The 23,453-nt window shown below is 68.7% G+C and carries 26 protein-coding genes and 1 pseudogene; 8 read left to right on the top strand and 19 right to left on the bottom strand.

What is annotated here, in order from left to right; genetic code table 11:
- Positions 1–56 precede the first annotated feature (56 nt).
- Positions 57–1,091 (top strand): alpha/beta fold hydrolase, encoded by a 1,035-nt coding sequence (locus tag OG714_RS27765; protein WP_406124948.1) that lies wholly within the window; start codon positions 57–59, stop codon positions 1,089–1,091.
- A 168-nt stretch (positions 1,092–1,259) separates the two neighbouring features.
- Positions 1,260–1,883 (top strand): histidine phosphatase family protein, encoded by a 624-nt coding sequence (locus OG714_RS27760; protein ID WP_406124946.1) that lies wholly within the window; start codon positions 1,260–1,262, stop codon positions 1,881–1,883.
- 82 nt (positions 1,884–1,965) lie between these two features.
- Here the strand turns inward: OG714_RS27760 and OG714_RS27755 are convergent, their stop codons facing one another.
- From OG714_RS27755 to OG714_RS27735, 5 genes are all read right to left on the bottom strand, one after another.
- A complete protein-coding gene (locus tag OG714_RS27755; protein ID WP_406124944.1) occupies positions 1,966–2,586 on the bottom strand; it encodes a DUF4240 domain-containing protein in 621 nt (206 codons plus the stop codon).
- Between the two features lie 70 nt (positions 2,587–2,656).
- Positions 2,657–3,607: an RNA polymerase sigma factor SigJ gene (gene sigJ / locus OG714_RS27750; RefSeq protein WP_406124942.1), complete on the bottom strand. Its 951-nt coding sequence runs from the start codon at positions 3,605–3,607 to the stop codon at positions 2,657–2,659.
- The gene (locus OG714_RS27745) at positions 3,604–4,398 is read right to left on the bottom strand and encodes an SDR family oxidoreductase (protein WP_406124940.1); all 795 of its coding nucleotides are present in this window, start codon (positions 4,396–4,398) and stop codon (positions 3,604–3,606) included. The genes sigJ and OG714_RS27745 overlap by 4 nt, the downstream gene beginning before the upstream one ends.
- Entirely contained in the window at positions 4,395–4,826 is a 432-nt protein-coding gene (locus OG714_RS27740; protein WP_406124939.1) for a hypothetical protein, read from the bottom strand. Before OG714_RS27740 ends, OG714_RS27745 begins: the two co-directional genes overlap by 4 nt.
- A 60-nt stretch (positions 4,827–4,886) precedes the next feature.
- Entirely contained in the window at positions 4,887–5,348 is a 462-nt protein-coding gene (locus OG714_RS27735; protein ID WP_406124937.1) for a GNAT family N-acetyltransferase, read from the bottom strand.
- 63 nt (positions 5,349–5,411) lie between these two features.
- On the opposite strand from OG714_RS27735, the gene OG714_RS27730 reads away from it, so the two are divergent.
- Positions 5,412–6,455: an aminoglycoside phosphotransferase family protein gene (locus OG714_RS27730; protein WP_406124935.1), complete on the top strand. Its 1,044-nt coding sequence runs from the start codon at positions 5,412–5,414 to the stop codon at positions 6,453–6,455.
- Positions 6,456–6,517: 62 nt separating this feature from the next.
- Here OG714_RS27730 and OG714_RS27725 read toward each other — a convergent pair whose 3' ends face one another.
- Positions 6,518–7,015: an HAD domain-containing protein gene (locus OG714_RS27725; RefSeq protein WP_406124933.1), complete on the bottom strand. Its 498-nt coding sequence runs from the start codon at positions 7,013–7,015 to the stop codon at positions 6,518–6,520.
- A gap of 68 nt (positions 7,016–7,083) precedes the next feature.
- Complete coding sequence (locus OG714_RS27720; RefSeq protein ID WP_406124931.1) at positions 7,084–7,707, bottom strand: RraA family protein; 624 nt, start codon at positions 7,705–7,707, stop codon at positions 7,084–7,086.
- Between the two features lie 181 nt (positions 7,708–7,888).
- On the opposite strand from OG714_RS27720, the gene OG714_RS27715 reads away from it, so the two are divergent.
- A complete protein-coding gene (locus tag OG714_RS27715; RefSeq protein ID WP_406124929.1) occupies positions 7,889–8,728 on the top strand; it encodes a nitroreductase/quinone reductase family protein in 840 nt (279 codons plus the stop codon).
- Between the two features lie 44 nt (positions 8,729–8,772).
- Here the strand turns inward: OG714_RS27715 and OG714_RS27710 are convergent, their stop codons facing one another.
- Together OG714_RS27710 and OG714_RS27705 are read right to left on the bottom strand one after the other, a co-directional pair.
- A complete protein-coding gene (locus OG714_RS27710) occupies positions 8,773–10,965 on the bottom strand; it encodes an aminoglycoside phosphotransferase family protein (protein WP_406131978.1) in 2,193 nt (730 codons plus the stop codon).
- A gap of 132 nt (positions 10,966–11,097) precedes the next feature.
- Positions 11,098–12,090 (bottom strand): phosphotransferase family protein, encoded by a 993-nt coding sequence (locus OG714_RS27705; RefSeq protein WP_406124928.1) that lies wholly within the window; start codon positions 12,088–12,090, stop codon positions 11,098–11,100.
- 296 nt (positions 12,091–12,386) lie between these two features.
- On the opposite strand from OG714_RS27705, the gene OG714_RS27700 reads away from it, so the two are divergent.
- Positions 12,387–13,160: an HAD family hydrolase gene (locus tag OG714_RS27700; protein WP_406124926.1), complete on the top strand. Its 774-nt coding sequence runs from the start codon at positions 12,387–12,389 to the stop codon at positions 13,158–13,160.
- Here the strand turns inward: OG714_RS27700 and OG714_RS27695 are convergent.
- The gene (locus OG714_RS27695) at positions 13,150–14,010 is read right to left on the bottom strand and encodes a GntR family transcriptional regulator (protein WP_406124924.1); all 861 of its coding nucleotides are present in this window, start codon (positions 14,008–14,010) and stop codon (positions 13,150–13,152) included. The genes OG714_RS27700 and OG714_RS27695 overlap by 11 nt on opposite strands.
- Positions 14,011–14,182: 172 nt before the next feature.
- On the opposite strand from OG714_RS27695, the gene OG714_RS27690 reads away from it, so the two are divergent.
- Positions 14,183–14,365, top strand: coding sequence for a hypothetical protein (locus OG714_RS27690; RefSeq protein WP_406124922.1), 183 nt, complete (start codon positions 14,183–14,185; stop codon positions 14,363–14,365).
- Positions 14,366–14,370: 5 nt separating this feature from the next.
- Here the strand turns inward: OG714_RS27690 and OG714_RS27685 are convergent, their stop codons facing one another.
- The 4 genes and pseudogenes from OG714_RS27685 to OG714_RS27670 all read right to left on the bottom strand — a co-directional run bounded on the left by OG714_RS27685 (position 14,371) and on the right by OG714_RS27670 (position 16,857).
- The gene (locus OG714_RS27685; RefSeq protein WP_406132250.1) at positions 14,371–14,970 is read right to left on the bottom strand and encodes a hypothetical protein; all 600 of its coding nucleotides are present in this window, start codon (positions 14,968–14,970) and stop codon (positions 14,371–14,373) included.
- Positions 14,971–14,978: 8 nt separating this feature from the next.
- Positions 14,979–15,077, bottom strand: a pseudogene (locus tag OG714_RS27680) (GntR family transcriptional regulator); the annotation flags it as partial.
- Positions 15,078–15,223: 146 nt separating this feature from the next.
- Positions 15,224–16,030 carry an HAD family hydrolase gene (locus tag OG714_RS27675; RefSeq protein ID WP_406124920.1) on the bottom strand — a complete coding sequence of 269 codons (807 nt, stop codon included), beginning with the start codon at positions 16,028–16,030 and terminating at the stop codon, positions 15,224–15,226.
- Positions 15,979–16,857 carry a GntR family transcriptional regulator gene (locus tag OG714_RS27670; protein ID WP_406124919.1) on the bottom strand — a complete coding sequence of 293 codons (879 nt, stop codon included), beginning with the start codon at positions 16,855–16,857 and terminating at the stop codon, positions 15,979–15,981. The genes OG714_RS27675 and OG714_RS27670 overlap by 52 nt, the downstream gene beginning before the upstream one ends.
- Positions 16,858–17,013: 156 nt before the next feature.
- On the opposite strand from OG714_RS27670, the gene OG714_RS27665 reads away from it, so the two are divergent.
- Positions 17,014–17,202, top strand: a complete 189-nt coding sequence (locus OG714_RS27665; protein ID WP_019062567.1) for a hypothetical protein — start codon at positions 17,014–17,016, stop codon at positions 17,200–17,202.
- Between the two features lie 71 nt (positions 17,203–17,273).
- Here OG714_RS27665 and OG714_RS27660 read toward each other — a convergent pair whose 3' ends face one another.
- The 4 genes from OG714_RS27660 to OG714_RS27645 all read right to left on the bottom strand — a co-directional run bounded on the left by OG714_RS27660 (position 17,274) and on the right by OG714_RS27645 (position 21,840).
- Complete coding sequence (locus OG714_RS27660) at positions 17,274–18,188, bottom strand: winged helix-turn-helix domain-containing protein (RefSeq protein ID WP_406124917.1); 915 nt, start codon at positions 18,186–18,188, stop codon at positions 17,274–17,276.
- A gap of 229 nt (positions 18,189–18,417) precedes the next feature.
- Complete coding sequence (locus tag OG714_RS27655) at positions 18,418–19,677, bottom strand: GNAT family N-acetyltransferase (RefSeq protein WP_406124916.1); 1,260 nt, start codon at positions 19,675–19,677, stop codon at positions 18,418–18,420.
- 569 nt (positions 19,678–20,246) lie between these two features.
- The gene (locus OG714_RS27650; protein ID WP_406124914.1) at positions 20,247–21,227 is read right to left on the bottom strand and encodes an asparaginase; all 981 of its coding nucleotides are present in this window, start codon (positions 21,225–21,227) and stop codon (positions 20,247–20,249) included.
- Between the two features lie 10 nt (positions 21,228–21,237).
- Positions 21,238–21,840 (bottom strand): aerial mycelium formation protein, encoded by a 603-nt coding sequence (locus OG714_RS27645; protein ID WP_406124912.1) that lies wholly within the window; start codon positions 21,838–21,840, stop codon positions 21,238–21,240.
- 170 nt (positions 21,841–22,010) lie between these two features.
- Between OG714_RS27645 and dtd the strand changes: the two genes are divergently transcribed.
- On the top strand, positions 22,011–22,436 hold the full coding sequence (gene dtd / locus OG714_RS27640) for a D-aminoacyl-tRNA deacylase (RefSeq protein WP_406124911.1): 426 nt from the start codon (positions 22,011–22,013) through the stop codon (positions 22,434–22,436).
- A gap of 46 nt (positions 22,437–22,482) precedes the next feature.
- On the opposite strand, the gene OG714_RS27635 is transcribed toward dtd, so the two are convergent.
- Positions 22,483–23,448, bottom strand: coding sequence for a YgfZ/GcvT domain-containing protein (locus OG714_RS27635; RefSeq protein ID WP_406124909.1), 966 nt, complete (start codon positions 23,446–23,448; stop codon positions 22,483–22,485).
- Positions 23,449–23,453: the final 5 nt, after the last annotated feature.

Here is a 23,453-nt window from a genome sequence, read left to right as displayed (position 1 = left end):
GCTCATCTCATCCTGCTCAACCCCCCACCCGCACACGATCAGCACGGAGGTCCCTCATGTCCACATCGCACCGCACACCGCGTGCCCGCACCCTGCCCCGGCTGGCCGTGGCCGTCGCCACGGTGGCCCTCGGAGCGGTCGCCTGTTCGTCCGGCGGCGGGCACGCGACCGGCGCTTCGAGCAGCAGGCCGAGCACGCGGGCCACGGCGATGACCGCCACCACGGCGGCGTCGACCGTCCTCCCGGACTCCGCCCCGAGCGGGCCGGGCGCGTTCCTCGGGCCCGTGCGCCGGATCCCGGTCGACGGCATCAAGATCGGCTACCGCCAGTTCGGCTCCGGCCCCGACCTCGTCATGGTCATGGGCGACACCGGCACCATGAGCGACTGGACGGTCGACCTGCTGAGCCGGCTCGGCCGGCACTACCACGTCACGGTCTTCGACAACCGCGGCGTCGGCTACACGACCGACGACACCTCGGTCCCCGACACCATTCCGCTCATGGCCGACGACACCGTCGGTCTGATCAAGGCGCTGGGTCTACGCCACCCCGCACTGCTCGGCTGGTCGATGGGCGGCGAGATCGGCCTGACCGTCGCCGCGCTCCACCCGGGTGCGATCAGCGCGCTCGTGAGCACCGGCGGCGACCTCGGCGGCAGCGAGGCCGTCAACACGGCGCCCGCCGTGGCCAAGGAGCTCAACAGCCCCAGGACCACGGGGCCGCAGATGATGGACCTGCTCTTCCCCGCCGACGCCACCGCCGCGCGGACCGCGTACATCGAGCAGCTCGGCCTGATCCCGCCGGAGAAGGTCGGCGACGAGACGCTGCTGCGTCAATACCAGGCCGGGCAGGCGTACGAGTCCTTCGAGGGCACCTGGGACAAGCTGCCCGGCAGCACCATCCCGATGCTGATCACCAACGGCTCCCTCGACAAGATCACCCCGCCCGAAAACGCGAGCATCATCGCTCAGCGGGCCAAGCACGCCAAGCTGGTCATGTTCCCTGACGCCGGCCACGCGATGCTCGTCCAGGACTCCGGCCGGTTCGTCTCCCTGGTGACCCGGTTCACCAAGGCGTCAGGCATCGGATGACGGCAACTCACCGTCGATGCCAGGAATCCTGGCCGGGCGCTGCCGACCACCGGTGACAGCAGGGCAGCCGCGCCAGCCACAACAACCGCGCCGGAACTACGCGCAGCGAACTCAGCGTCCATCCCTGACGAACAAACCAAGATCACGGATGACGACGGAGCCCGGACCATGACACACACAGCCGCTCGATACCTCTACCTCGCTCGGCACGGTGAAGCGTCGGCGGACGAGACGACCCTGACGGAACGCGGCCGGCGCCAAGCCGTTCTGCTCGGTGAACGGCTCCGGAGCGCCCCGCTCTCGGCGATACACCACGGGCCGCTGCCTCGGGCGCGGCAGACGGCCCAGCTGATCAGCGCACAGCTCGACGCCGTACCCCTGCACCCGTCGGAACCGGCCGGCGACTACGTCCCCCACCTGCCCGCGAAGGAGGAACTGCCGCCGGATTCGGCCGAAGCCATGCTCGGCTTCCTCGCCCAGGTCCCGGAAGAGGAGCGCGACCGCGGTCCGGCACTGGCCCGGGAAGCGCTCGCGGAGTTCACGGGCCCGGTCGACGGCGATCGCCCCCGCCACGAACTGGTCGTCACCCACAACTTCCTCATCGGCTGGCTGATCCGAGCCGCCCTCGACGCACCCGAGTGGCGCTGGATGGGCCTCAACCACGGCAACGCGGCCCTGACAGCCATCCGTTACGCACCCGGCAGGCCGTCCTCCGTCCTGTTCTACAACGACATGCGGCACCTCCCCGAAGAACTGCGCTGGACCGGCTTTCCGCCCGAACTCCACGTCTGACCAAGAAGGCCGTTCACCCGGACTTGTCCGAGACCGGACAGTTCCCGGCCGAGCAGACACCTCGAGTGGGGGCGCCGCACCGTCACGTGGCGCCGATCTCGTCCGGCACGGCGCCGGACGTGAGCGGCCTCGGAGGAAACAGCACGCCCAGTCTCGGCAGCCCGCGTGCCGCCTCGCCCTCGCTCCGCACGTCCCGCCGTCCACCGAGCAGCCCTGAACTGCCGTTCCCCTCGCTCTGTTCCGCCTCGACGGCGTCATAGAACGCGTCGCCGTCATCGTCGACGCCGGTCGTGATCTCGTACGCCTCCATGGCGACGTAGTCGAGCGGCTCCCACTCGGGCCAGTCGTCGTCCCACAACTCCCGCGGGCGGACGGCCAGTCCGCGCACCTCCGGGGCGTCGGCCAAGGCGTCGGGATCGGTCACCGACCGGGAGAAGACGTCCCGGCCCAGCCCCACCATCCACAGCCCGAAGTAGCAGAACCCGTCGTCCGAGCACCGGCCACCGAAGATCCGGTCGGCCGCCGCCCACAGTTCCCGGGTGGACGCCTCGTACGTCACCTCGTCCAGACACACCTGGAACCGCACGATCTCGGTCAGCGGCCTGCGCGACAGTTCGTCGCGCAACCACGTGAGCCGTTCGTCCCGGCCCCGCGTCTGCCGCCGGCACTCCTCGACGAGCTCCCAGAAGGAATCGATGTCCACACCGGCACTGTCTCTCCCGACAACGCACGGATCAATGACTTCCTCTCCCACCCGCCCCCACCCCCACTCCCTACGCCTCGCCGTCGCCGTACCCATTCCAAGCCCGCAACTTGTCCGGGTTGACCACCAGCCACAAATCGGTGATCAACCCGTCCCCCACCCCCACGGCGAGCACGGCGAACGTAGTCCCACCGATCCGCACCGCCACCCCAGGCGTCCCGTTGACGTCCTCCTCTACAAGTTCCACGTCGGGTTCCCGCCGCATGAGCCCGAGGAAGAGGCGAGCCACCTTGTCCCGGCCGATGACGGGACGTAGGGCCGCCCGCACCTTGCCACCCCCGTCGCTGCGCGACTCGACGGCCGGGTCGAGCAGCGCGACCAGCGCCTCCAGGTCCCCGGTCTCGCAGGCCTCGCGGAACGCGGAGACGACGCGGCCGTGTTCCTCCGCCGTACCGCTGCGGGGCGGGCGGTGGGCCAGGCGTCGGCGGGCGGAGGAGGCGAGTTGGCGGCAGGCGGCGGGCGTACGGCCCACCGTCTCGGCGATCTCGGTGAACGGCAGGCCGAAGACGTCGTGGAGGACGAACGCGACGCGCTCCGCGGGAGTGATCGAGTCGAGCAGCACCAGCATCCCCATGCTGACCGACTCGTCGAGGGTGATCCGGTCGGCGGGATCGTCGGCGCCCGTAGCCCCCGTACTGGCCCACCCGGCTCCATGCCGCACCGGCTCCGGCAGCCACTCACCGGTGTACCGCTCCCGCCGGGCCCGCGCCGACCCCAACTGGTCCAGGCAGATCCGCGAGGCGACCCGGGTCAGCCAGGCCATCGGCGCGTCGACCGCCCGCTGCCCCTCCTCGGACAGCGCGTACCAACGGGCGTACGTCTCCTGTACGACGTCCTCGGCATCCTGCACCGAACCGAGCATCCGGTAGCCGAGGTTGAGCAGCCGGCGACGCTCGGCCATGAGGGAACCGAGGGTGGGATCCTGCGACGATCCGGGCGAAGTGGACACAGCGGCGATCATCCTCCCCGTACCGACGGCCGGCCGCCCCGCGTCACATCACGCGCGAGCCACTCCTCGAACGTCTGCCGACCCCGCGCCCCACCCCCGACCGGCAACTGCCCGTCCCCCGTCATGGCCGCCCCCACCGCACCCGGCATCCGCACCGGCACCACCACCCGCCGCTCCCCCCGAACCCGCAGCAACCGCCGCACCATGTCGACGAGTTGCTCGACGCGCGGCCCGGCGAGATCCGGGGCCATGCCTTGAGCGGGCCCCGTCGCGAGCTTCACCAGGTGCTGGGCGACCTCGCGCGCGGCGATCGGCTGGGTCCGCATCCGCGGTACCACCGCGAACGGCTTCGGCACCCGTTCGAGGGTCTGCTCCGCGAACTCGTGGAACTGCGTCGCGCGCAGCACCGTCCACGGCACCGGCCCGCCCCTCACCACGTCCTCCTGGCGGAGCTTGCCCCGGTAGTAGCCGAGGCCGACCCGGTCGATGCCGACGATCGACAGCGCCACGTGATGCCGTACGCCTGCCCGCTCCCCCGCGTCGAGCAGATTGCGCCCGACGGCGTCGAAGAACGCGACCGACTTCCGCGCGCTCATGGTCGTCACGTTGCTCACGTCGACGACCACGTCCACCCCGTCCAGGGCGGCATCGAGCCCCGCGCCGCCCGCGACGAGGTCGACGCCCCGCGACCGGCTCAGCACCACCGGTTCCCGCCCGGCGGCGACCAGTTCCTCGACCACGTACCGCCCGACCAGCCCGGTACCGCCCGCCACCGCCACCCGCTTGCCGGCCCTCGCCTTCATCGGTTGTCACCCCGCCGCCCGGAACGCTCCGGCACCGGCACCAGCAGCACCGCCGCCAGCAGTACGAGCACGGCCAGGAACACCACGTTCAGCACCTGGTCACGCGTCCCGTACATGTCGAGGTGCTGCACGTGATAGCTGAAGTGCAGCACGTTGAAGACCAGCCACACCGCACCCGTCGTCTGCACCAGCCTGGTGTTCCGCACCTGTCGCAGCGCGACGACCGTCAGACAGGCCAGCGCGAGGAACATCGCCCCCGCGTCCTTGGCGAGGTGCTCGTTGTAGGGGCCCAGCTGGGGCAGCCAGCTCAGTCCGAGCCCGGGGAAGTTCGCGTACCACCCCGTCGGCGAGAAATAGGCCCACAGCCCTGTGTACAGGCTGACCACGGCCAGCAGACCGAGGCTGACGTACCGGATTGTTGTGTTCATACCCGTACGACGACACAGCCCCCGCGAATGTCAGGCCGGGCCGGATGCCGAAGACGCGGCTCAGGCGGCCGTCTCCCGCTCCCTCCGCACCATGAACACGTCCACCGGATCCTCGGCCTCGACGACGAACCCGTACCGCTCGTACAGCCGCCGAGCCGGACTCCCCCGCAACACGTTCAGCCGTACGACACGGACGCCGTCACGGTCGCACCGCTCCAGCAGCTCCGCCAGCACCCCGGAACCGATCCCGCGCCCCTGGTGTTGCGCGCCCACATAGAAATGCTCCAGCCAGTGGCAGTGGGCGTCCGCGTCCGGCCGTAGCGCCACGCACCCCGCGAACGCCCCGCCCACCTCGATCACCCAGGTGCACCCCGGCTCGAACCCGTCCCGCAGCCGCTGCCGCACGCGCCGCGCGTCGTAGCGCCCGAGCCGTTCCAGATCACCGCGCAGTACGACGGCGCGCAGCTCGGCGATCGCCTCGACGTCGGCCGCCGACGCGGGCCGTAGCTCCCAGTCCGCCATGATCGGCACGCTACCGCGCGGAAATCGATGGAACCCGGGCGGCCCCGCTGCTGGAATGACGCGATGCACGACGACACAACGGTGATCACGGACCGGGGCCAGTACGAGAACGCCAAGACACCCTGGGACCAGGCGACTTGGCGGGCGGAGGCCCTCGGCTGGGCAGGCCGCGAACTCGCGGCGAGGGGCCTGCGCGAGAGCGCGACAGCCCGCCGGAGCGTACGCCTCCGCCCGTGGTCCGTCCTGGTCCGCATCCCGGTCGAAGGCGCCGAGGCCACCGCCCCCGAGTCCACCACGGCCGCCGTATGGCTGAAGGCCAATCCCCCCGCCAGCGCCTTCGAGGCGCCGCTCACCGCCGCACTCGCCCGCTGGGTCCCGGAGTACGTCCTGCACCCCCTCTCCGTCGACGCCGACCGCGGCTGGTCCCTGCTCCCCGACGGCGGCGACCTCTTCCGGCAGGTCCTCGACCGCGCCCCCGCCGACCCCCGGGCCTGGGAAGAACCGCTGCGCCAGTACGCCACGATGCAGCGCGCCCTCGTCCCGTACACCAAGGACCTCGAACAACTCGGCGTCCCCAGCGCCCGAACGACGGCACTCCCCCAAGTCTTCGACGAGACAGTGGAGTTCATCCGGTCCGTCACGGCGGTCGACCCCGCGAGCCTGCATGCCCTACGGCCGCGCCTGCTCAACTGGTGCGAAGAACTGGCCGACTTGGGCATCCCCGACTCGCTCGACCACGCCGACCTGCACGACGGCCAGCTGTTCAACCCGGAGCCCGGCCGCTTCACCTTCTTCGACTGGGGCGACGCGGCCGTCTCGCACCCGTTCTGCAGTTTCCTGGTCCCCGCCGGACGCGTCACCGAGCGCTACGGCCCCGAGTCGCTGCCCCGCCTACGGGACGCCTACCTGGAACCCTGGACCGGAAACGGCCGTACCAGCAAGGAACTTGACCGCGCACTGACCCTGGCGGGACGGCTGGGCGTCATCGGCCGCGCGGTCTCCTGGGGCCGGCACTTCCCCGGCGCGTCCGAGGAGACGCGGGCGGCGGGCGCGACGGAGAGTGCGAAGTGGCTGCTCCAACTGGCAACGGAAGAGCCCCCGTTCTGAAGAACGCCGACGAGCCCCCCTCCAAGCCCCTTCCAAGCCTGCCTCCAACCCCCCACCCCCTCCTACCGGTTGACCGCCAACCACGCCTCCATGGCGTCGAAGTCGGCCTCCGTGATCCCGTACCGATGGTCGACGCGCCGCAGCAGCGCCCGTTCGGGATGGTGGGCGTCCACCCAGTCGCGGTCGGCGTCCCGGATCTCGTCGTCCACCCAGACGAAAGGGCGCCCGGCGGCCCAGGCGACGAGCGACCGGGTCTTCCAGTGCAGACGGCCGCCGGTCGTACTCTCGCTTCCCTCGGCCGGGTCGAGCCAGTCCACCAGGGGGAGTTGGGGCAACCCGAGCCAGGGTGCGACGCACACGTTCGCGTCGTCCATCCAGGTCGTCGCCCACACCAGTTCGCACCGCAGCGCGGCGAGCCGCGACCCGAGCGCGGGGTCGATCCGGGTCAGCAGGGGAGGTGCGGCGGCCGTCGGCGGCGCGAAGCCGGGCTCGTACACCGGGTACGGCCGTGACGCACCGAAGGGCAGCAGCGTCCCGTCGACATCGAGGAAGAGAAGCATCGGCAACAGGATCGGACACATTCCGCTCCTACGCCACGCACGTCACCCCTCGGATCCACCCACGCACGTCACTCCTCGAACCCGCCCGCACGCAGAATCCCGTCGACCCGCGCCCGATGCGCGGCCTCCCACTCGTCAAGGCTCTCGGCACCTTCCTGGGCCAACCGCGCCAACGCCCCCGCGAGCACCTCGGCCCGCCGCGCACCCGGCACGACCACCACCCCGTCCTCGTCGGCCACCACGACATCCCCGGCGTCGACGGCGACTCCCCCGCACCGCACCCGCCCGTTCAACGGCAGTACGGCCTTCTTGACCCCCGGGATCGGCACGACCCCCCGCCCGAACACGGGGAACCCGGACGCCCGCACCTCCCCGATGTCCCGGATCACCCCGTCGACGACGAACCCGGCGATCCCCCGCTGCTGCGCCACGGCACACACATTCCCCCCGGCGAGCGCGTACTCCACGTCACCCGACTCCACGACGACGACCGAATCGGGCTCGGCACGGTAGATCGCCGCATGCAGCATGAGGTTGTCGCCAGGAGGGCACCGCACGGTGAAGGCCGGCCCCGCGAGCCGCGTCACCGGACCCCACAACGCCCGGATGCCGAGGTCCAACACCTGCTCGTGGCCGAGCAGATCGGCGAGGGTGGTCGTAGGGATGTCCTCGAATTCGATGGCATCAGTCATACGACGGACGCTATCGTCCCCCTCATGACTGCCGGGTCGGCCCTGTGCCGTGAACGAGTCGGGTACCCGGCCTCTGAATGAGGCCGAGGCGGGCCAGAGGCCCGCCGTCTGTCACTGCGTCGAAGTCGAAGTCAATTCGAGTCATCACCGCGCAGCGACAGAGAGAAGAGATCACCACCGCATGCCCAACAACTTCAACCAGCAGATCATCGACGAGTTCCGCGCCAACCGGGGCCGCGTGGGCGGCTACTTCGAGGGCGCCCGCCTGCTCCTCCTCACCACCACCGGCGCCCGCACCGGCACCCCGCACACCACCCCCGTCGGCTACCTCCCCGACGGCGGCGACAGAGTCCTCGTCATCGCCTCGGCGGCCGGCTCCGCCCGGCACCCGGACTGGTTCCACAACCTCGTCGCCCACCCCCAAGTCACCGTCGAGAGCGGCGTGTTCACCTACGAGGCCCGAGCCGTGGTCCTCACCGGCGCGGAACGCGACCAGCTCTTCGCCCGAGCCGTGGAGGCGGACCCGGGCTGGGCGGCGTACCAGGAGAAGACCGACCGGATCATCCCGGTCGTAGCCCTCCACAGCGTGGCGCAGGGCGGCCCGGGAAACATCAACGCGACGTCCTTCGGCGAGGCCATCAAGGTGGTCCACGACGCGTTCCGCCGCGAACTGTCCTTGATCCGCAGCGAGTTGGCCACCGGCACAACAACCCTGGGCGCCCAACTCCGCGTCAACTGCCTGACGTTCTGCCAAGGCCTCCACAACCACCACACCGGCGAGGACACCGCCCTCTTCCCCCTCATCGCCGAACGCCACCCCGGCGCCGCCCCGGCCCTGACCCGCCTCCGCGAAGAACACGAACGGATCGCAGCGCTGGTGGAGGAACTGCGCGAGACGCTCACGTCGAACACGGACCCGACGACGATCGGCGCCGAGGTGGAACGGCTGACGACAGAGCTGGAGGCGCATCTGACGTACGAGGAAGAGGAGTTGATCCCGCTCTTCGACGCGGCTCCCTAGCCGAGCAGGCTGGGCAGCGCGCCGCCGGTGGAGTCATCGTCTCCCTACGCCAATGCGCGGGCGAGATAGGGGTTGGCTCCTCGGCGGACGGTCAGGCCGAGGGAACCGGTGGCCGCCGCCAGGGTCATCGCGTAAGAGTCCACGGCGCGGCGGACGTTGGGAGCGTCCAGGCTTCCTCCTGTGACGAGACGATCGAGATCCACGTACGCGGACCGCACGATCTCGATCCACCGATAGACACACCAGTCCTTTTGCCAGTCTCTGGTGTAGGCGGCGGGCAGGTGACGGTCCCAGCGACGGAACATCCGTTCACGGATCTCCTGCCGGGTCGGCGTGAGGTGCATGTGCCGGACCAGGTCGTAGAGCGGGTCACCGACCACAGCCATGTCCCAGTCGATGATCGTCAGCGCCAGACCGTCGTCACGACGTATCAGGTTCCACGGGTTGAGGTTCCCGTGGAGCAGGGCAGAAGCCCGGCTGCTCACCGTGTACCGGGAGAGGATCTCCTGAAGTCGTAGAGCGTCGGGTAGGCCCACGAACCGGGCCAGTTGCTGCGACTCCTTCGGCAAGCTCCCTACCAGATCGACAAGTTGCTCGGTCAGCCAGCAGAAGAACCCACCACCGTCGGCGACCGGATCGACCGCCAGATAGTCCACCTCGGTCAAGGCGCGGAGTTGGTCGACGAGCCCGTCCGCCTCGTGGGGCAGCAGCCCGTACACCGGGTGGCTGGGCTGCTGACGGGGGTCGGCCGGCCCCTCGTAGGTATGGATGGCGAACAGGTCCTTGGAGTACGTCCGGATGTCGACGGCGCATTCGGAGTGGCTCTCACCCTGTGCCAGGACCCTCGGTACCGCTACCGCCGCGTGCGACCGCTCGATGAGCTGCAGCACAGCGTGCTCGCTGAGGAAGCAGCGCTCTCGTCGGTGGACGTTCCCCACGTTGCGCCGCACCACGACGGGGAATTCGATACCTGGTACGCGGACCGCGGTATTGAGATGCGCGGTGCCTTTGAACACCCGGCCGGCGGGGGCCGCGCCTTCCAGGAACAAGGCGTCCCTGACGGCGGTGTAGGGGAAGTCGGCGTGCTCCGGGACGCGCGGGTCCGGTTTCCAGGCGATCGCCGTTCTGTCGGCCGTACCGGGCGGCCGTGCGGTCCCGCGGGCCACTGCGGACACCTGCCAGCGGAACAGGATCCGCTCGATCTCGCGCTCGCCCGGGACATGACTGAGCCTCAGCGGCTCCGCGCCCGCCTCCAAGGCCCGTCGGACCGCCGCCGTCGCGACGTCCAGGCTCTTCTGGTCGAACAGTTCCTCCAGGGACTTCGCTGCCCGCATGACGTCCGGGTAGACCGACTGCGCCCGCTCGAAGGCGACGTAGTGCCGTAGATCCTTCGCCACACCCCTGACAGCCATGGGCTGGACGGCGTGCATGGCGTGCGCCCAGGCGTCGACCACCTCGTCCCACTGGTACGACGGGTAGTGCATCCGGACAAGGTGGGTCGCGAGATCGTGCAGCGGGTCGCCGTAGGTCGCCAGCTCCCAGTCGACGCAGATGAGCGGCGGATCACCGGCGTACGACATGATCAGATTGTCTCGGTGCAGGTCCGCGTGGAGCAGGCTGTACGGCCGCCGCGCCATGGCGGGTACCCGTTCGGCCAGCCGGATCAGGGCGTCCTCGGCAATACCGAGGGCCGCGAACAGGCCACCGAAATGGGGCCAGTTGGGCTTGCGAATCTGGCTGTCCGCCATCAAGGACAGCGTGCGCAGAAAGCCCTGGCTGTCCGTGTGGTTGCCAGGCCAGAGCGACGGCCTGGGCGGCAACGCGCCACTGCGGACCCGGGCCATCTGGGCCAGGAGACCCACCAGCGCCTTCCTGAGCAGCGCGTCGACCGGCTTCCCGTTCCCACAGACACTGGAGAGCGGTACGCCGTCCACATAGCTGTGGACGGCGAAACCGTCCCCTTCGATCAGACACTCGGGCACATGGGGCAGCACGTCCTTGATGGCCCGGAGGATCTCCGCCTCGTTCTTCCAGGTCCGGATCACCACCGGCAGAGCATCGGTACGCGGTATCCGCACGGTCACGGACGTGCCGACCGGGCGGCCCACCAACTGCGCCACACCGTCTGTCACCGCCAGCACGTAGTTCTGGTTGTGGTGGCCGCTCACGGCCCGTCCGAAATTCACGGCGCTCGTCTTGAACGCCTCCAGGTCAGGGCGGCGGGGATCACGAGGTATGCCCACTGGATACTCCGAGTGTGCTCGTACCGCTGACGAAGCAGGACAGACATAGAAGCAGATGGAGAGGCACGATTCAGGAAGGATCTTCGCGGTCTCAATACGCGGACACAGACTCGCGGACTTCTGATGTTAGCGGACGAGCGCCGCCGCGATCCGGGATCTGCTCGGAACCTCGGCCAGCCCCAACGGGCCTGCGGCAGCGGTCAGAATGGCCTGCAGTTTCCCGACCACCGACGGAAGCCTGACCCAGTTGATTCTCGGTCCGTCACGCAGGGAGAGCGACAGCCGAATGACATCGGTGAATACCGACTGCGCCTTCTTGAAGCCGAGAAGGCGTTCCAGGTCCTGCTCCCAGCCCTGTGCACTGCGGGGCCGCACCCGGTGGACAACTCTGGCCCATTCCTCGACGATACGGCGTTCCTGGTCCGCCGGATAGGACATCAGGTGGAGGTTGGTGGCCAAGTCGTAGAGCGGATCCCCCAACATCGCCAACTCCCAGTCGATGGCCCAGAGTTGGCCGAACAGGTCGAGGACGAGGTTCTCCCGGTGCAGATCGGCGTGCAGAAGGCAGAAGTCACGTTCCCTCAGTCCGGAAACGTTCTTTCTCAGCTGGACGAACACCTCACCGCCGATACCGAGGTCTTCGAAGAGCCTCCCGAAACCCGGGTGGTTCTTCTCGTAGACCTGCTTTTCGACGAAGAAGATCAGACGTTCCAGGAAGCCGTCGCAGTCGCCGTCCTCGGCCCTGTCCTCGGGCTGACAGCGCCGCTCCACATCGAGTATGCCCGGCGTGATCCGTGCCATCTCCTGGAACAGATCGACGATCTGGTCGAGGACCGCCTCAGGAATTCTCCGGTCGCCCCAGGGACGCGCCTTGAGGGTCCGACCCTCGATGAACCCCTGCAGCGCCATGCCCTCGACATCGTGAATGGCGGGGATGCGACCGAGCTTCCCCTGCAGCGCGCGCAGCAGATCCTCCTCGGAGCGGAAGCATCTGCGGTCGAACCACAGGATCGCCTCGCGCGGCTCCCGGAACTTCACAATGCGCGTCTCGCCAGGCATGAACAGCACATAGGTCTCATGGTGGTAGCCCTTGAGAGGGCCTCTGACCACGCCGTTCACGCCGCCCAGTTCGTCGGCTCGCCGCCGAACGCCGGAGAGTTGGGATGTCATTCGTTGCGTTCAGCCCGTTCCGGTGGAGCCGATGAGGTAAGGGATGGGGCACGTTACTCCACCGGCTTCGAGCACCGGTGGAGAACCCGCCCATTGAACCGCCGCGGACGACGGTACGTACGTTCACTCGACGCGACGACGGACTTGGGAGTACGTGCCCGGGCCGGATCCCGGTCGTTGGAACATGGGAACAGTGGAGAACGCGGCCCCCTCCGGGACAGACTGTCGCGACGACTAGGAGCCCCATGACCGACGTGGCCGACGCGCCCGACGACCAGGACGTGTTGCTGCGCCTGCTCACCAAGACCCGTGCCGTGCTGTTCGACTTCGACGGACCCGTCTGCGACCTCTTCCGCGGTGTACCCACGGACGAGGTCGCGGAGCAGGTCAAGGAGGCGGCACGGCCGTACTGGGGCTGGCGCGATCCGGGGGACCAGGGCCGGTTGGATCCGGATGTCGAGTCCTGCAACGACTCGCACGACATCCTCCGCCGCCTCAGGGACATGTACGAACAGCCGGCCGCGAAGAAGTTCTCGCCGGAGCCGCTGGAGCTGGCGGAGACGATCGTCACCGAGCAGGAGACCGACGCGCTCCGGACCGCCGTACGCACCCCGCACGTCGTCACTCTCGTGGATCTGCTGCACGAACTCGGCATGCCCATGGTGATCGTGAGCAACAACGCCGAGGGCCCGATCCGCAGATATCTCGAACAACCCGATTTCCAGGGGAAGTTCGAGGGCGTATTCGGCCGCGACCCGTCTGATGCCCGCCGCATGAAACCCGATCCCCATTGCGTGGACCGAGCCCTCGAACACCTCGGTCTTCCCGCTTCCTCGTGCATCCTGATCGGCGATCAGATCACGGATCTGAAAGCGGCTCGTTCGGCCGGCACCTGGTTCATCGGATACACCCGAAAAGAAACGCGGGCCAGGGAAATGGAAGAGGGCGGCGCGGACGCCGTGGTCTCCACGCATCTTTCGGTCATCGCGGCCGCCGAGAAGATTCGGGCTAGTCGGTGAGGTTTTCCCATGCGGAGTCGAACCACTCCTGCATGTCCGTCACGAACACCGTTCCCTGCGAGTTGATTTCGGCGTCTTTAACGTGGTGAGTGAGACCCGCTCCCAAGCCCTCGACATCGAGAACGCCCTCGATCACTTCACCGTCCTCCATTTCAATGGACCGCTTATACACCTTGTACGGGCCGAACACCGCCTCTGCCCCGTTCAGCAGATAGAGCTTGACCTGCGGCACCAGTCGGCTCCGGCGGATCTGGAGATCCACGGAGGGCACGAGCTCCGTCGTCTGCAGATCTCTCAGCGTGGTGCGCAGAGACTCGGTGTACCACCTTGCGATGTTCAGAAACCGCGCTTTCAGACGCTTGTCCTGAGCCGGCTGCCCGGTACGCCAGTAAGGGAGTTCAAGTGAATCGGCGGGCAGCATCATGCGCAGGGCGATGCGCTGCGGGGCGATCCCCTTGGCCCGTATCCGCTCCGCCTGCATGCGGATGTGCCCTTCCAGGGACTCAGACGTCAACGTGAAGACGTCCAGGGTCACTTCAGGCTGCTCGAAGGCGCGATCGATGAGTGGGCGGAGCGCGACGATCCCGCTGCTCGTCGGGGACTGGACCTGCTGGCCCTTGAGGACCCTGGAACCGCTTCCCTGGCGTGTTTCGATCCAGCTCTCGCTCCTCAGCTCCCTGAGAACCCTCTGCACGGTGTCACGAGAGACCCCGAACTCCTCGGCCAGTTCACGCTGCGGAGGCAGGAACGAACCCTTGGGGTAGGTGCCGTCGTTCATCCGCGCCCGCAGCTCACCCGCGACGCGCTCGAACTCTCTGCCGCCGCCATCGCCCAGGGTGCCGTCACTCACACCGCGACCGTACCTCTCATCGCCTCCGAGCAAACCACTTCCAGTCAAATCACCCCGCCAACTTGACTGCCGGTTAAGGGATCAGCAGGCCAGGGAACAACCTAATTACGTCAACCAGTCCAATTGGACGGGTAGTTGATCGCTTCTCGGGAAGCGATGGTTTGGGGGAGTCGTGATCTTCTTTCAACTGCTGGGCTCCATCTGCGCCTTGGGTCTCGAACAACTGCTCCAGACGCGCTACGGCGCGCTCGGCATCCTGTGCCTGTTCCTTCTCGGAGTCGGCTTCAAGGAACGCAACACGGTCTGCCTGTCCGCCGGAGCCGTGATCTTCGTTCTGCTGATGACTCAGGCCTAGGAGAGCTACTCGCTGAGCCGCGTCCAGACGGACTCGAACCAGGTCTTCATGGCCTCCACGAAGACGGACCCCGGCGAGGCCGGGTCGCCGTCTTTCACGTGGTGGGTGAGGGTGGCGCCTAAACCCAGGACGTCGAGCGCCGTGATCTTGTCTCCGTTGTCCAGGACCACCGCGCGCTCGATGACCGTGTAGGCGCCGTGCAATACCTCGGCACCGTTGAGCACGTACAGCTTGAAGGTCGGCGTCAGCGGCGTGTGCCGGATCTCCAACTCGACTGACAGCACCAGGTTTTCGGCCCGCAGAGCCACCAGCACATCGCACAACGACTCCGTGTGCCGCTTGGTGATGCGGTGCAGGCGGTCCTGCAGACGCGGATCGTCCTTGTCGTCCTTGGCCCGCGGATACGGCAGGGTCATCGACTCCGTCGGCAGCAGCACGCGCAGGGCGATGCGCTGAGGGGCGATGTCCTTGGCGCGGATCCGCTCCGCCTGAGCGTCAGTGCGTGGCGTGACCGGCTGGCCCTGGGCGACCAGGACTGTATGCGCTGGTTCTTGATGACGCGTGAACCCGTGCCCTGCCGGGACTCGATCCAGCCTTCGTTGCACAGCTCCTTGATGACCCGCTGAACGGTGTTCCGGGAGACCCCGAACTCCGCCGCGAGCGCCGACCGCGTCGGCGGGCAGGAGTCCAGCGGATACACCCCGTCCGCCATCCGGACCCGGAGCTCCTCCGCGACCCGGCGGAACTCCTTGCCGTTGCCTTCGTCCGTCCCCGTCCCCGTCCCGCGCCGTAGCTACCGCACCCCGCCGGTCGGCAAACCAACTCCGGTCAGGCGAACACGGAATCGCATCGACCCGCCTATCGCCGGAGCATCAGCAGCAGGGGCTCCAAAGAGCCCACAACGTGCTCCGCTCCGACCTCCCTCAACAGCTTCGCCTTGCGTTCGTTACGCGCGTAGCCGAGGAACGGGACCCCGGCCTCACTCGCGGCGTCGAAGTCCGAGGGGGAGTCGCCGATCATCAGAGCGGCGGCCGGTGCGGCCCCCATGGCACTCAGAGCCCGGTTGAGGCAGTGCGGGTCGGGCTTGAGGCGGTGGAGGTTCTGGGTGCGGCCGTAGATGTGCGGGGCGAAGCAGGTGAGGAGACCGCGGCTCGCCAGGTATGCGCGGGCCGCCCGGGGGGAGTTGTTCGTGGCGATCGCCAGTCGGGATCCCACCGCGGCCCAGGTGCGGATCAGGGGGTCGGCGTAGGCGGTGGGCATCGCGGAGGCGGCGGCTCTCATCTCCTCCTGGGTGAGACGCTCCTCCAGCTCCGCCACCAAGTCGCTGCCGGGATGCCGGCGGTCCACGGCTCGCAGTACCACTTGCGGGTCCAGGGTCTTCCGTTCCTCGTCCGTGAGCAGGTTGTGGAGGCCGCGGCCCGCCAGCCACTTCACCACTTCGGCGGCCACCCGCTCCGCCTTGTGTCCCGCGAAGAGCCGGCAGATCGGCCCATCGAAGTCCCAGAGCACCACATGTGCACGCGTGATCAGTTCCCGCAGGTTCTCGGTCTCTCGCTCTGTCTCTTTCTCGGTCTCTGCTGTCACCGGTTCAGTCTGCGCCGTATCAGGAGTCACTAGGAGAGTGTCAGGTCCGTAGTGATGGTTTCCCAGAGGGCGTTGAACCACTTCTGCGATTGCTCCACGAACGCGGCGTCCCGTTGACCGGCCTGCCGCAGGAAGGAGAAGAGGACGGAGTGGGAGCCGAGGGTGTCGTACATCTCCAGGGTCTGACTGTTGTACTCCTCCTCTCGCTCGTCGAGGACGTAGTAACCGAGCAGCGCCTCTTCCCCGTTGAGCAGATACAGCTTGATCGGCGGGGTGAACGGCAGTGCACGGAAGGTGACATGAACGTCGATGCCGTGCGTGGCCCGCAGGGCCAGGAGATTGTGCTGGAGAACCTGCGCCTGGGCGTTGCGCATCGTCAACCAGCGCTGGTGGACCGGATCATCGTCGCCGTGGTCCTCCACCGACACCGGGAAGGCCAGGGCGATCTTCCTGGAGGGAAGCAGCACACGGACGTCGACCGACGTCGGGCGGACACGGCCCTCGTGGATCAGCCGGACCGACTCCCCCACAGCCAGCATCAGGTTCTCGGCCGTCAGACAGGCCGCGTCAAGCCGTACGTGTGGCTCCGCGAACGCCTCGGACAGGCGTGGTGCCAGGGCCACCATGGTCGGCTGGGGCTCACCCGGCACAGGGTTCAGCTCCGCGATCCGCGGTGGGCTCCCCTTGCTCACGTTCGTCAGGAGGCCCGCCTCCTGGAGGAGGCGTAGTGCCTGGCGTACGGCGCCTCGTTCGACCCCGAACTCCTCCGCCAGGTCGGCCTGGGTGGGCAGGCGGTCTCCTGCCTTGAGGTCGCCGGTGCGGATGCGGTCGCGTAGGGCGTCGGCGATCTCCTGGGGCGAGAAGCTTCTGCTGCCGTTCACTGCCACGTTCTCCTGGGTCACGACCAAACGGTATAACTCTGCCCCATCTAAGGGGAGTTGTTTGGAACCTGATTGTAAGTAGGTGTGAGTAGGTGCCAATCGGGAACAACTTAAGCAGAGTTGGCTGCCAACTTCTCCAAGTTGGTGGAAGTTTTGCTTCCACAGCCCGAAGGGGGAACCACCGTGCCTGCCATCGCCCTCCTCTCCGCCGTCTTCGTCGTCGGCTTCGAGCAGATCGTCCAGTGGAAGTACGGCGCCACCGGGATCATCGGCCTGCTACTGCTCTCCATCGGCATCAAGGCCAAGAGCCCGGCCATCAGCTCCATCGGGGCCGTCGTACTGGCCCTGCTGGTCACCGGTCCGGCCCTGTGACCCGTACGACGACCCGTACGACCCGAAGGCCGCCCCCAAGGTCACGTCAGGTCAGCCACTGCGGGAGGCGATCAGCTCGCGGGTGTCAGCGTGAGCTCCGAACTGATCGTCTCCCACAGTGCGTTGAACCACAGGTGCGACTGTTCCACGAACGTCGTGTCCCGCAGCCCGGCGCCCTGGTCGAAGGCGAACAGCATCGACTGGGTGCCCTCCGCGTCGTACATCTCCACCTGCTCGTGGCCGATCTCCGCCTCGCGCTGGGTCAGCGTGTAGTAGGCGAAGAGCGCCTCCGAGCCGTTGAGCAGGTACAGCTTCACGGGCGGGGTGAAGGGCAGGGCACGGAAGGTGACGTGCACGTCGATGCCGTGCGTCGCGCGTAACGCGAGCAGGTTGTGCTTCAACACCTGGCCCTGGGCGTTGCGTTGGGCCAGCCAACGGCGTTGCAGCCGGCCGTCGGCCGGGGCGTCCACGCGGGAGGGGAAGGCGAGTTCGATGTCGCTGCTCGGCAGCAGCACCCGGACGTCGACCTTGGCCGGTTTCAGACGTCCGGCGTGGATCTGACGCAGCGGTTCGCCGATGGCCAGCGTGAGCGAGACGGCCGTCAGGCACAGCGCCTCGATCTCCACGTGCGGCTGCGCGAAGGCCTCCGATATGCGCGGTCCCAGACCCACCATCGTGGGCTGCGGCGGGGCTCCCGGGCCGGTCAGGGCCAGGTTGAGGTCGGGGGACACGGTCGCCGGGCTGCCCTTGGACATGTTGGTGAGCAGACGCTCGGACTGAAGGATGCGCAGTGCCTGCCGTACGGCCCCGCGCTCGACGCCGAACTCGTCCGCCAGCTTGGCCTGGGTGGGCATGCGCTGGCCGGGCCGCAGTACACCGGACCTGATCCGGGTGCGCAGCTCGTCGGCCAGCTCGCGATGTGACCACTGTGGCCGTGGTGACCTCGTCCGTCCATTGACGGTGGCGTGTTCCGGGTCCACGACCAAACACTACAACTTCCCGCCATCTTTGGGCAGTTCACGGAAAGGTGGTTATGAGACGTACCCAAAAGGAGATAACTAGAAGAGAGTTGGTCACCAACTTGGCTAACTTGGCCGCCTGGGTCTCTCTCCTGGAGGGGAGCCGAGAGCCCGGCGGCCGGCACCACAACCACAACTGAACAGCTACGGATGAGTCCAGCCCATCAACCGGCACCAGCGGAAAGGTCGTTCAGGATCAGAAGATGTCCGGGCACCATGGCCGCCTGGACGTACGCAGCAGGGCGTCGGCCACACGGGCGGCGCCCGCTCGTTCTTCCCGCACCCGGCCCAGCGCGGCGAGCCGCACCGCCGACTCGTCGCCCAGCCACAGCGTCGCCAACTCCCGTACATCGAGGGTGAGTTCGGCGCTCTCCGTCGTCGGCGTACAGGACGCGCCCTGCGCCGAGGCATCCAGCCGGTAGCGACCACCGGCGAGCCCGGCCCCGTCGAGCACCTCGAACACCAACGTGCCCTCCCCCTCGTACGACCGCGCCTCCATGGCCCGTACGACATCCAGGACCCGCACCCACAGCCAGTCCGCCTGGGTCGTGATCGTGGCCGCGCGCGGGTCCGGCAGGAGGAGGGGCAGCAGGTCGTCGGGGGCACGCCAGCCCGACTTCACCTTCGCCACCCAGTCGATCGAGCAGAGGTGGTGCCACAGGGCACGCTCGGCCGCCGGCGTCGTGGCGATCAGCCCCTTCACCGTCGCCGTGTCGAGCGGTTGCTTGGCGTCGCTCCAGGTGTCGTCGCAGACGTACGCGGCCAGGCCCTGCACCTCGCCGTCCGCCGCGCGGTAGACGGCGTAGAACGGCTCCGTCCACGACGCCCGCGTCAGGAGTACGACGCCGGTGTTGACCTGCCACCAGCGGTCGTCGCGGTTGATCGCGCCGGGCTGGGTGCGACGCAGCTGCTCGTGCAGTTCGGGGCCGAGCTTGCGTACGTCCTCGCCGTCCACCAGGTCGATACGGCCGCCGTCCTCCGGGGCCGACCAACGGGGGTCCAGGCCGGCCCTCGCGACGTCGATCTCCCACTGGGTCATCGAGGTCGCGGGGCCGAAGCCGTAGCGGCCGTAGATCCGGTACTCGGCGGCGATGAGGGTGGCTACGACGTCGCCGCGCTCCTTCGCCGCCGCCAGATCCTGGGCCATCAGGCGGGTCAGGAGGCCTCGGCGGCGGTGCGTGGTGGTGACGGTGACGTTGGTGATGGCGTCGGCCGGGACCGGTCTGCCGCCCACCGCCGTCAGCTCCTGGGGAAAGGAGCGGAAGGTCGCGACGCAGCGGGTGCCGTCGAACGCGCCGAGGGTGCGGGGCGGGTCGATGTAGCTGGTGCGGTCGGTGAGCTCTTCGTCGGAGACGGACGGGGTGCGCAGGAAACCGGTGTTCAGGGCGCGGATCCAGTCGGGGATCTCGGGCTCTGTGATGGGGCGGACGGCGAGATCCTGGGGGTGACTGGTCATGGGATCACGCTAGGTGTACGAGCGGCGGGGTGTCTCGGGGATTTTCTCTCGCCCCCGCCGCCCCTACCCGTCCCATCCCTGGGGGCTGCGCCCCCAGACCCCCCTTCGGCCTGAACGGCCTCGTCCTCAAACGCCGGACGGGCTGAGTGATGCCGGCCCGGCTCAAAAGGCGGACGGGCTGGGTGATGCTCGCGCCGTTGAAAAGCGACCGGGGTGAAAGGCAGAAGCACGCCCCGCCCCTAACCAGTCAAAGCCCGCGACACTGGTTAGATTTACCCCCGGCTTCCAGCACCCCCCTCCCACCCACCGCTGGCCGCTGAGCCGACCCGGCGAGACGCGACCGCGCACCCCTCGCACCGGCCCGCCAACGCAGTACAGGCAAGGGCCTCCCCACCTTGGCCACCCGTTCCTCCGGGCCGCTCGCTCGCTTCTGAAACGGGCTGGAGCGGACCGAGTCAAGGGTGGAGCGCAGCGGAATCGCCGCAGGCGACGCGACCGCAGGGAGCGCCCTTTACTCGGGCCGCGGAAGCCCGACACTGGCAAAAAAGCGAGTGGCCCAACCCCCGCCCCTAAAACACCGCCCGAATCTCCCCCACCTCACGCCCCCCACCCAGCACAGCCACCTTCCTCAACACCCCGGCCGACACGCCCATCAGATCCAGCGCCCGCCCCAGCACCGGCCCCAACGCCCGCCCCGCCCCGTCCTCCACCTTGAACGCCAGTGCCCGCCCGTCCGGAAGGGCGACCGCCTGGACCGCCTCCGCGCCCATCTTCGAGAGCAGGCCCGGTACCGCGCGCATCAGTCGCGTGTCGGGGCGGCGCGTGCCGGCGACGTACTCGGGGTGGGCCCGCATCGCGTCGGCGACCCTGCGTTCCGGCGAGCCCGGCTCCGCCAGGACGAAGGAACGGAACGCGCGCGCCAGGCCCGTCAGGGTGATGGCCAGGAGTGGGGCGCCGCAACCGTCCGTACCGACGGCCGCGACCCGCTCGCCCGACGCTTCCTCCACAACCCTGTGGATAAGTTTTTGGAGCGGGTGCTCGGGGTCCAGGTAGGAATCCAGCGGCCAGCCCCGTTGGGCGGACGCCGCCAGCATGGCCGTGTGTTTGCCGGAGCAGTTCATGGCGATGCGGTCGCGTACGGCGCCCGAGGCCAGGTACGTCTCCTGCTCGACGGGGTCGAGGGGGAGGTCCGGCGGGCACTGCAACTGGCCCGCGTCCAGGCCGTGTTCGGCGAGCAGGCGGCGTACGAGATCTCGGTGGAAGAGTTCGCCGGAGTGGCTCGCGGCGGCGATCGCGAGGCGTTCGCCGGTCAGGTCGAGGCCCGCGCGCAGGACGCCCGCCGCCTGCATGGGTTTGTTGGAGGAGCGGGGGAAGACGGGGGTCTTCACGTCACCCAGCGCCAGTTCCACCGAACCGTCCGCCGCCAGGACCACCAGGCTGCCCCGGTGGCAGCTCTCCACGAAGCCGGAGCGGACGACCTCCGCGAGCACCGGAGGGGGTGTGTCAGAAACCCCCGCAAACCGCGTAAAACCCGCATCCTCAGTCGTCACACCGGGCCCCTCACGTCAGCAGGTCGTCCACCTGTGCCTCTCCCTCACGGTACCTGCGGGCGATCTCCGCGCTACAGCCGTCGGCCGTGTGCTGGAGGAGCTGGCGGCGCCGGGACACCTGCTGTTCGTAGCGCACCAGGCGGCCCATCGCCGTGGTCAGTTCCAGGTCTGTGCGGGCCTCCAGATCGGACAGTTCGACCTCGGCCAGCATCTCCGCGGCCAGCAGCCGGTACTCCTCGCTGTGCGGCGTGCCCAGCGTGACGTGCCGGGCCGAGGAGCGGTGGCGGGCGGGGGCGTCGGTGAGAATCTCCGACAGCCGGTCGACCACCGACGCCGCGCCCGCCGGGGAACGCCGGGCCAGTTCGGCGCGCAGGATGTCGATCCGGCCCTGGAGGAGCCGTCGTACGTAACTCAGGTCGGCCTCGTCGCGCTGGGCGTCGCGGCGCAGCGCGCGCAGCGCCGGGAGCCGTAGCACGGTCAGGTCGGGTGCGGGCGGTTCGGCGGGCAGCAGCGGGCTGTCGACGCGCTGCACGGGCGGACGGCGCGTGGCCGGTCCTCCCGCGCGGATCAGCGAGACAGGCCCGGGGCTCTGCCCGGTACTCGGTGTGCTCATGTGCCTCAACCGTCCCCTCGACCGGCGTGTGGACAGCATCGTGCCACCCCAACTGGCCGCTATGTGACCGAGTGCCCCCGAACGGCCCCAGATGGGGGGTTAAGGAGCAAAAATAGGCCCTCCTACGGCCGCCTCGGAGCCCTTCCCGCCCGCACGGCATCATGGAGCCCATGCGAGCAGTGGTGCAGCGAGTGGACAGCGCGGGTCTCGTGGTCGACGGCGAGACGGTCGGGGCGATCGAGGGCGAAGGGCTGTGCGTCCTCGTCGGCGTCACCCACGAGGACACCAAGGAGAAAGCGGCCCAACTGGCCCGCAAACTCTGGTCGATCCGCATGCTGCACGACGAGAAGTCGTGCAGCGACATCGACGCCCCGCTCCTCGTCATCAGCCAGTTCACGCTCTACGGCGATGCCCGCAAGGGCCGCCGGCCGACCTGGAACGCGGCCGCCCCCGGCGACATCGCGGAGCCGTTGGTCGACGAGGTGGTGGCCCAACTCCGTTCCCTGGGCGCCACGGTGGCGACGGGCCGCTTCGGCGCCCAGATGCGCGTCTCCCTCACGAACGACGGCCCGTTCACCGTGGTGATCGACCTCTAAGCCGGCCTCTAAGCCGGCCTCTAAAAGGTCCTGAGGTTCTACGGTCCTACGGTTCTACGACGACTTCTTGGGCGGCCGCCGTGCTGTCGGCCAGCAGCGGCGCGTCCAGCGGTACGTTCCGCTTCACCAGGGCGAGGGCGATCGGCCCCAGCTCGTGGTGGCGTACGGACGTCGTGATGAAACCGATCTTCCGGCCCTCCGCGCCCTCCTCCGCGAGCCTCAACTCCGTGCCGTGGCCCGGGAGATGGACCTCGCTGCCGTCGAGGTGGAGGAAGACGAGACGGCGCGGGGGCTTGCCCAGGTTCTCTACGCGGGCGACCGTCTCCTGGCCCCGGTAGCAGCCCTTCTGGAGATGGACCGCCGTACCGATCCAGCCCAGCTCGTGCGGGATGGTGCGGTGGTCGGTCTCGAAGCCGAGGCGGGGGCGGTGGTGTTCGACGCGCAGCGCCTCGTAGGCGAGGATGCCGGCCGCGGGGCCCGACTTCTCGGCGTACGACTCCAGGTCCTCGCGCGGGAGGAAGAGATCGCGGCCGTACGGCGTCTCGCGTACGACGGCACCGGACGGGACCTCGGCGATGGAGCCGGCGGGGACGTACACGACCGCGAACTCGCTTGTGCGGTCGGTGACTTCGACGCGGTAGAAGAACTTCATCGACTCCAGGTAGGCGATGAGCGCCTCCTGGGTGTCGGGTTCGGTGTGCATCCACACCGTGGCGCCGTCGTCGACGAGGTACAGGGCGTGCTCGATGTGGCCGTGCGCGGAGAGGATCAGCGCCTCGGTGGCGACGCCGGTGGGGAGGTCGCTGACGTGCTGGGTGAGCAGCAGGTGCAGCCAGCTCAGCCGGTCGTCACCGGTGACGGCGACGACCCCGCGGTGCGAGAGGTCCACGAAACCGGTGCCGTCGGCGAGGGTGCGCTGCTCACGGAACAGGTCGCCGTAGTGGGCGGCGACGCCTTCGTCCACTCCTTCGGCGGAGACGGCGCCGGGCAGGGACAACAGGGGGCTCTTCATACGGG

Source organism: Streptomyces sp. NBC_00989 (genome assembly GCF_045162655.1).
GTDB lineage: Bacteria > Actinomycetota > Actinomycetes > Streptomycetales > Streptomycetaceae > Streptomyces.
Note: the sequence above shows the minus strand (reverse complement) of the source record. Positions and strands in the feature narration are given on the sequence as shown.

Excerpts from the sequence above, each read along its gene's own strand:
- OG714_RS27765 (WP_406124948.1), top strand. The coding sequence starts at position 57 with ATGTCCACATCGCACCGCACACCGCGTGCCCGCACCCTGCCCCGGCTG.
- OG714_RS27760 (WP_406124946.1), top strand. The coding sequence starts at position 1,260 with ATGACACACACAGCCGCTCGATACCTCTACCTCGCTCGGCACGGTGAA.
- sigJ (WP_406124942.1), bottom strand. The coding sequence starts at position 3,607 with ATGATCGCCGCTGTGTCCACTTCGCCCGGATCGTCGCAGGATCCCACC.
- OG714_RS27745 (WP_406124940.1), bottom strand. The coding sequence starts at position 4,398 with ATGAAGGCGAGGGCCGGCAAGCGGGTGGCGGTGGCGGGCGGTACCGGG.
- OG714_RS27740 (WP_406124939.1), bottom strand. The coding sequence starts at position 4,826 with ATGAACACAACAATCCGGTACGTCAGCCTCGGTCTGCTGGCCGTGGTC.
- OG714_RS27735 (WP_406124937.1), bottom strand. The coding sequence starts at position 5,348 with ATGGCGGACTGGGAGCTACGGCCCGCGTCGGCGGCCGACGTCGAGGCG.
- OG714_RS27730 (WP_406124935.1), top strand. The coding sequence starts at position 5,412 with ATGCACGACGACACAACGGTGATCACGGACCGGGGCCAGTACGAGAAC.
- OG714_RS27725 (WP_406124933.1), bottom strand. The coding sequence starts at position 7,015 with ATGCTTCTCTTCCTCGATGTCGACGGGACGCTGCTGCCCTTCGGTGCG.
- OG714_RS27720 (WP_406124931.1), bottom strand. The coding sequence starts at position 7,707 with ATGACTGATGCCATCGAATTCGAGGACATCCCTACGACCACCCTCGCC.
- OG714_RS27715 (WP_406124929.1), top strand. The coding sequence starts at position 7,889 with ATGCCCAACAACTTCAACCAGCAGATCATCGACGAGTTCCGCGCCAAC.
- OG714_RS27700 (WP_406124926.1), top strand. The coding sequence starts at position 12,387 with ATGACCGACGTGGCCGACGCGCCCGACGACCAGGACGTGTTGCTGCGC.
- OG714_RS27655 (WP_406124916.1), bottom strand. The coding sequence starts at position 19,677 with ATGACCAGTCACCCCCAGGATCTCGCCGTCCGCCCCATCACAGAGCCC.
- OG714_RS27645 (WP_406124912.1), bottom strand. The coding sequence starts at position 21,840 with ATGAGCACACCGAGTACCGGGCAGAGCCCCGGGCCTGTCTCGCTGATC.
- dtd (WP_406124911.1), top strand. The coding sequence starts at position 22,011 with ATGCGAGCAGTGGTGCAGCGAGTGGACAGCGCGGGTCTCGTGGTCGAC.
- OG714_RS27635 (WP_406124909.1), bottom strand. The coding sequence starts at position 23,448 with ATGAAGAGCCCCCTGTTGTCCCTGCCCGGCGCCGTCTCCGCCGAAGGA.